The following is a 6555-nucleotide window of genomic DNA, read 5'->3' on the forward strand; positions in this document are numbered from 1 at the left end:
TCCGTACGTGCTCGCCCGCGCCAACCCCGCACGCGCCATGATCCATTCGTCACCTCCGGCTGCTGCGGCAAGAGCAGCGGCCCCGCCTCGCCGCGAGCAGGCGGCGAACGCGGGGCCGGACCTTTAATCCGACTGTTCAGCTTCTCAGCGAGATGAGTTTGCCCGGTTCGGCCTGGTCTTCTTCGCTGAAGAGCAGGGCGGCGGTCTTCTCGGCCGCGGCCATGGCCACCTGCGGGTAGACGGAGGTGTAGGTGTCGGCGGTGAAGGCGCTGGACGTATGGCCCAGCGTTTCCTGGACCACCTTCATCTCCACCCCGGCCGCGAGCATCAGTGAGGCCGCCCCGTGGCGGAGGTCGTGAAGGCGGATGGGTGGCAGGCCGGCGAGGTAGGCGAGCCAGAGGAACTGGTCGGAGATGTGCTGGGGATGGAGCCGGTTGCCGTCGGGCTGAGTGAAGACGAACCCTGTGTCCGTCCAGGCCTCGCCTACGGCGAGCCGTTCCTGGAGCTGCTGCTGCCGGTGGGCGCGCAGGAGTTGCGCGGTGTCGGTGTCCAAGGCGATGGTCCGTATCGAGGCGTCGGTCTTCGGGGTGCCCTCATGAACCGCCCAGGCCAGTTGCACGAGTTGCCAGTTCACGGTCAGGGTGTGGCGGTCGAGGTCGACCTCCTTCCAGCGCAGTCCGCACGTCTCGCCCCGGCGCAGCCCCCGCAGCGCGATCAGCTGGTAGAGGGCGAACAGGCGGTGACGCTGGGCTTCTTCGAGGAATAGGCGGGTGTGCGCTGGCGTCCACACCATGACCGGGGAGGGGCGCGGCACGCTGGTGTAGGCGTCGATGGGATCGACCCGCCTGTACCGCGTCAAAAACTCGCACACATGGTCTGATTTGGGGTTTCGCTGATCGAGCTAGGCGGCTCGGCGGTACTCGTTGATCGCTCCTCCGAGCACTTCGTGGCGTTTGATCCGGCCTTCAATGGACACCACCGCCTGTTCGTCTTGATCGGGTGGTCGTTGGCCGCGCGCCTGGTGCGGCCGGTGGCCGTTGTAGTGATCGATGTACTCGTTCAGAACCGAGCGCAGGTGACGTTCACCGTAGGTCAGCATGCGGTCGGTGCACTCGGCGCGCACCGTCCGGATCCACCGTTCGGCATAGCAGTTGGCCCTCGGTGTTCGCGGCGGTGTCTTCAGCACCGTGACGCCCACGGCGGCGAAGACCTCATCGAAGACGATGGTGAACTTGGCATCTCGATCGCGGATGAGGAAGCGGAACGAGCCTGCTCGCCGGCCGAGGTCGATCAGGAGATTACGGGCCTGCTGGGCGGTCCACGCGCCAGTCGGATGAGATGTCACGCCCAAGATGTGCACCCGGCGCGTGCCGATCTCTATCATGAACAACACGTACAGGCGCTTCAGGAAGATGGTGTCAACGTGGAAGAAGTCGCAGGCCAGGAGCCCTTTGGCTTGCAGACGTAGAAAGCTGCGCCAGGAGGTGTCGAGGTTGCGGGGCGCCGACGGGATGCGGCGGGAGCGCAGAATGCGCCGCACGGTCGCCTCGCTGACCTGGTAGCCGAGGCGCACCAGTTCCCCGTGCACCCGTCGATGGCCCCACGCGGGGTTCTCCCGCGCCAGGCGAAGAATCAAGCCCCGGATCTCTCGACTTGTCGCTGGACGTCCGGGCCGATGTGGATAGGTCCAGGCATGTCGGAGCAGACGACGATGCCACGACAGCAGCGTCGCCGGGGTAACCAGCCGATGAGCGCGCAGCACCGTCGGCAGCCACCGGACCAACGCCGCCAGGACGGCTCGATCGGCCCAGTCCGGCTTCGGACGTTCGACCTGGCGCCGTAGCACTGCCACTTCGTGACGCAGCACCATGATTTCCACATTCTTCGACGCCTGGCTACGGCCCAGCAACATCAGCCAGCCGAACATCCGCAGTGTGATGAGGTAGAGCAGGCGGACAAGCACAAGACGCGATCTTTTCGGCGATGCCGGTGCCCGTCAAGTCGCAGGTCAGCGCCATCGGGGGTGTGTTATGACGCGGTACAGGCGGGCTCATTCAGGCGGTCCAGGCCGGTGAGCACCAGGGGGTCCTTGCCGTCTTCGTCCTTGGCCAGGCGTACCCACTCGTTGCGGCCGTCGTCTTCGCCGTACAGGCCGGCGGCGAGCTGGCGGTAGGCGAAGTCGAGAGTGGCGGCCCAGCGCTCCACGTCGGTGCCGGGCTCCGGAGACAGGTTCAGCTCATCGCAGATGCGGGGGCGTGCCCGCTCCCACTCGGCGCCCTTCAGCAGCCCGGCGGTGGGGTCGCCCCACTTGCGCAGGCCCGGCACGAACACCTCATGGCGGCGTAGCGACTCGCGTAGCCGCTCGACGGCCGCCACGGTGTACGCGCTCTTGTTGAAGGTGCCGGCCAGCTCGCCGCGCTTGGGGAAGACGCGCCGGTGCCAGGCTGAGGACAGCAAGTCCGCGGGAACCTCGCTGGGGTCGATGTCGATGCGGCGGCGCTCGATCGCTTTGAGGAAGTCCAGTGCCTGCAGCACCTCATGGCCGCGCCGCACTCCTTGCCCGGGCGTCTCGGCGGCGCCGGCGTCGAAGTCGAGGTGCTTGAGCAGCTTGGGCAGGAAGCGTCGGATGGTGGCGTAGCGATCCAGCAGTTCTTCTTGGAAATCTTCATCCGGTTCGCGAGCGATGTCGCCGATGACGTCGGCGGCGGCGTGGATGGCGGCCAGATCCATCTCATCGAGGGCGGCGCGGATGTCGCCGTCGGGGATCTCGGCGACGGAGCGGATCTTCAGCCACACCTCACGCAGCACGATCGCCGCGGTGTCGAGGTCTTTGAGGGTGCGCATCCGCTCTTTGGTCGCTTTGAACGCCGAGGTGCGCAGCAGGTCTCCGACCGCCAGGTCGAACACTTCGATCGCCTCGTCGGCCGACTGGGGGGCCATGGTCGCGGCGAAGGCCACCAGGGTGGCGAGTTTGCGGTCGCCGGCCAGTTCGTCGACGGCCTGGGCGCGGGCGGCGTGGGCGAAGCAGGGCCAGTGCGGCGATCTTGCCGGGCGGCACCGCGCTCAGGTCCCAGCCGGCCGCGCCCAGGTCGCGCAGTTCCACATGCCGATCCAGGGCTTTGACCAGGCCGGTGCTGCTGACGTCGGTGGGGCTTTTGCGTAATCGGTCCAGCCGGGAGACGCGCCGGCCCTCCTCGACCTTGACCAGGTTCTCCAGCACGGCGGCCTGATTCGGGCTGGGGGCGGTGGCCATCAGCGCGTGCTGGCGGGCGGCGACGCGTTCGCGCAGCGCGGCGATCAGCCGCTCCAGGGTGGTGACGCCGGGCAGCAGGATCTTGGCCTCCACCAGGCGGTGGGTGGCCAGGTCGAACAGCACGATCGGGCGTTCGTTGGTGGTCCAGGCGCGTTTGTAGAGCCAGCAGGCCAGCGCGAACCACTGCTCGCCCGCAAAGGCGGTGTAGCCGTAGCCGGTGCGGATCTGCTCCTGATGAGCCCAACGGGCCTCCTTCTCGCCGTACCCCTTCAGGTCGGCTGCCTGCAGGACGAGCTGCTCGGCGACGTAGTCGACCACCGCGGCGGGAACGTCCTCGGGATCGTCCAGGAAGCAATTCAAGAACCGTGCGGTGCCGAGTTGCAGGGACCAGCCGAGCCGGTTGCGGGCGCCGTTGGCGGCCATCGCCCGGCGCCGGTCATCGGCATCGAGGTGGAAGAAGGCGCCAAGTTGGGCGATGTCGGGGACGGCGTTGAAGACGCCGTATCGGCTGCGTTGCTCGGCGGACAGGAAACTGACCGGCAAGGGGGGCCTCCAGGCGTGCGAGGGCGCCCCCACCTCGCACAGCGCGGCGGGGGCGCCCTCGGATATCAGCAGCGGTCAGGTCAGATGATCAACGTGACCGATTACGTGCTGAATTGTGTCAGTCTCACGCCTATCGTGATCATCGCCGTCTGCCCGCGCAGGCCGGGTGAGACGCAGGAAGATGCGCTCGTCGGCACCGGGCTGGATGCGGGAGTGAACGCCCAAGACGACTCACAGGTCGATCGGGGCGCCGGCGTCACCGACCTCGAACCCGGCTCGTAGAAGCGTCCACCCCGAGTGTGGGGGGCATCTGCCCGTAGAGCAGCGGGTAGCCGCACCGGTCCTAGATCTGCGTGCAGGCCTTGAGCAGGGCGGCGCTCGCTCCGGCCTGGCTTCGGCTCCGGTGTCAGCGCTGAGCGCGCTGGTCGAAATCGCGCTGGCGTGCTTGGATCTCGGGCGCGTTGGCGACTGTCCAGTCGTAGAGGCGGCCGAACGGCTCGCGCAGGGTCTCGCCGAGCGGGGTCAAAGAGTATTCGACGCCGACTGGTGAGGTCGGCAGCACCCGGCGCTCGACCATCCCGTTGCGTTCGAGCCGGCGCAGGGTCTGCGTGAGCACGCGCTGAGTCACGCCCTCGAGGCGGCGCTTGATCTCGTTGAACCGGCGCGGCTCGGCCAGGACCGCCATCACCATCATCGACCACTTGTCGGCGATCTGATCGAGGATCGGCCGGCTCGCACAATCGGACCGGAACACAAGGTCCTGCTCGGCGATAGCCCGGTAAACGGTCTCAGAAGTGGCCATGGCGGTATCCTCCACGATCCCTGGGATGCCTGAAGTGCGTTATTGACGCAGCTCATCATCGGTTTCACAGTAGGTATACAACAGGAACCAAGATCCTGCCAGATACCTACGGAGACAAGATGAACCACGACGCCTACCGGACTCTGCGGGTCAGCCGGAACGACGGGGTCGCGCACGTCACGATCGACAACCCACCGATCAACGTCCTCGGCGTCGCCGTCATGACCGACCTGCGGCGCCTGCTCACCACGCTGGCCGGTGACGACACCGTACGCGTGATCGTGTTCGACAGCGCCGACCCAGACTTCTTCCTTGCCCACGTCGACATGACCCTCACCCCGGAGGATCTCGCCGGGCTCATGGCCGACCTGCCGGAACACGTCAATGTCTTCCAGGCCGTAGGGGAGCAACTACGCCACCAGCCCCAGGTGACCATCGTCAAGCTCGCCGGCAAGGCGCGCGGCGGCGGAGCCGAGTTCGTCGTGGCCGCCGACATGGCGTTCGCAGCGATCGGCAGGGCCGGGCTCGGCCAGATCGAAGCCCTCATGGGCATCGTCCCCGGCGGAGGCGCCACGCAGTACCTCACTGAGCGCGTCGGCCGCAACCGCGCCCTGGAAGTCGTGCTCGGCGCCGACCTACTCGACGCCGAGACCGCCGAGCGGTACGGCTGGGTCAACCGCGCCCTCCCCGCGCACGAGCTCGACGAGTTCGTCGACCGCCTCGCCCGCAACATTGCCGCGCTACCGGACGGCGTCGTCGCGGCGGCCAAGCACGCCATCATCCCCAGCGATCATGCCGATGGCTTGGCACGGGAGAACGATGCCTGGGCCGGGCTCGTATTCCGCTCCGCCACGGCGCAGCTCATGGGCGCAGGGCTGGCCCGCGGCGCCCAGACCCGTGACGGCGAACAGGACTTCGAGGGCCTGTTGCGCGGCCTAGCCGGGTAGTCAGATCCGCTCGGCTGCCGAGACAGTGGCGTTCGCGGAGAAGCGCCGTGGCCCCGATGATCTGGAGCCCCAGCAGGAGTCCGTCCGCGTCGAAGTCGAGCACGATGTCGCCTCGGCCCGCACGCTCCACGACGACTTGCTCCACGGCAGCGCCACCACCCTCGTGGCCGGCCACGTAGACCACCTCGATGATCCGCTGCAGGGACAGACTCACCTCGAGATGATCCGTCGCGCCCGGGCGAGGTTGGCCATCAGTTCGGCACGGGTCTGGTGCTCGTGCGCGACCCACGCGGGTTGACCGGGACCGCTGCGCCACGACTCGCTGAGCGGGCTGTTGTCGACGGTGTCGAACCCGAACTGGTCATACAGTCGCGTCACGAGTTCCACGGCTTCGGGAAAGTCGCTCGAGGCCGACAACGCCACACGGCCGGGGGTGCCCGCCGCTTTGCCCGCGGTGGTTATGCGGGGAGCCTGGATGTGGGTGAAGGCCTTGACGACCTTGGATCGCCGAAGGTGCTCTTGACGCAGCTCGTGAACGGTCTTCTCACCCGAGTCGATGACCGGGATATGGCCATCGCGCCAGACCATGTAGTTGTTCGTGTCAAGCACGATCTTGCCTGCCAGCTCCTGCGCGGGCATGTCGTTGACCACCTTGAGGGGGACCGCCACGACGGCGAAGTCCCCAGCGGCAGCGGCACCGGCAGCGGTTGCGGCACGCGCTGACGGTCCGAGCTCGTCGATGAGGTCCTGCAAAGTCTCAGGTCCTCGAGAATTGGCGATGACGACGTCGTAGCCGTTCGCGATCGCCGCACGCGCGATCTGGCTGCCGACCTCACCTGCGCCAATGATGCCGATTACTGTCATGGGTCCTTTACCTCTTGTGAGAGGGCGGTTCGCGAGTTGATGTCCCTTTGATCGCTTGCACTGCATGAGGGGGGCTGGTCACGGGCTTGTTGCCGGGCTACGGACGCGACTGGGCGAACAATCCCGGCTCGGTCTCCACGAGAATG

General features: G+C 67.2%; 8 protein-coding genes. 2 read left to right on the plus strand and 6 right to left on the minus strand.

Annotation, left to right across the window (positions count from 1 at the left end):
* Positions 1-136: 136 nt before the first annotated feature.
* The 4 genes from ACBJ32_RS58420 to ACBJ32_RS58435 all read right to left on the minus strand — a co-directional run bounded on the left by ACBJ32_RS58420 (position 137) and on the right by ACBJ32_RS58435 (position 3796).
* Entirely contained in the window at positions 137-859 is a 723-nt protein-coding gene (locus ACBJ32_RS58420) for a site-specific integrase (RefSeq protein WP_375134240.1), read from the minus strand.
* A gap of 42 nt (positions 860-901) precedes the next feature.
* On the minus strand, positions 902-1963 hold the full coding sequence (locus tag ACBJ32_RS58425) for an integrase core domain-containing protein (protein ID WP_375134241.1): 1062 nt from the start codon (positions 1961-1963) through the stop codon (positions 902-904).
* 65 nt (positions 1964-2028) lie between these two features.
* Positions 2029-2844 (minus strand): hypothetical protein, encoded by an 816-nt coding sequence (locus tag ACBJ32_RS58430; protein WP_375134242.1) that lies wholly within the window; start codon positions 2842-2844, stop codon positions 2029-2031.
* On the minus strand, positions 2798-3796 hold the full coding sequence (locus tag ACBJ32_RS58435; protein WP_375134243.1) for a DUF4158 domain-containing protein: 999 nt from the start codon (positions 3794-3796) through the stop codon (positions 2798-2800). Before ACBJ32_RS58435 ends, ACBJ32_RS58430 begins: the two co-directional genes overlap by 47 nt.
* A gap of 84 nt (positions 3797-3880) precedes the next feature.
* Between ACBJ32_RS58435 and ACBJ32_RS58440 the strand changes: the two genes are divergently transcribed.
* Positions 3881-4078 (plus strand): hypothetical protein, encoded by a 198-nt coding sequence (locus ACBJ32_RS58440; protein ID WP_375134244.1) that lies wholly within the window; start codon positions 3881-3883, stop codon positions 4076-4078.
* Positions 4079-4202: 124 nt separating this feature from the next.
* On the opposite strand, the gene ACBJ32_RS58445 is transcribed toward ACBJ32_RS58440, so the two are convergent.
* The gene (locus ACBJ32_RS58445) at positions 4203-4598 is read right to left on the minus strand and encodes a winged helix-turn-helix transcriptional regulator (protein WP_375118434.1); all 396 of its coding nucleotides are present in this window, start codon (positions 4596-4598) and stop codon (positions 4203-4205) included.
* 119 nt (positions 4599-4717) lie between these two features.
* Between ACBJ32_RS58445 and ACBJ32_RS58450 the strand changes: the two genes are divergently transcribed.
* Positions 4718-5545, plus strand: coding sequence for an enoyl-CoA hydratase/isomerase family protein (locus ACBJ32_RS58450; RefSeq protein WP_375118433.1), 828 nt, complete (start codon positions 4718-4720; stop codon positions 5543-5545).
* Between the two features lie 210 nt (positions 5546-5755).
* Here the strand turns inward: ACBJ32_RS58450 and ACBJ32_RS58455 are convergent, their stop codons facing one another.
* Complete coding sequence (locus tag ACBJ32_RS58455) at positions 5756-6409, minus strand: NADPH-dependent F420 reductase (RefSeq protein ID WP_375134245.1); 654 nt, start codon at positions 6407-6409, stop codon at positions 5756-5758.
* Between the last annotated feature and the right edge of the window lie 146 nt (positions 6410-6555).

The sequence above is a fragment of the Nonomuraea sp. GTA35 genome (assembly GCF_041950525.1).
In the GTDB taxonomy this organism is placed as follows: Bacteria; Actinomycetota; Actinomycetes; order Streptosporangiales; family Streptosporangiaceae; genus Nonomuraea.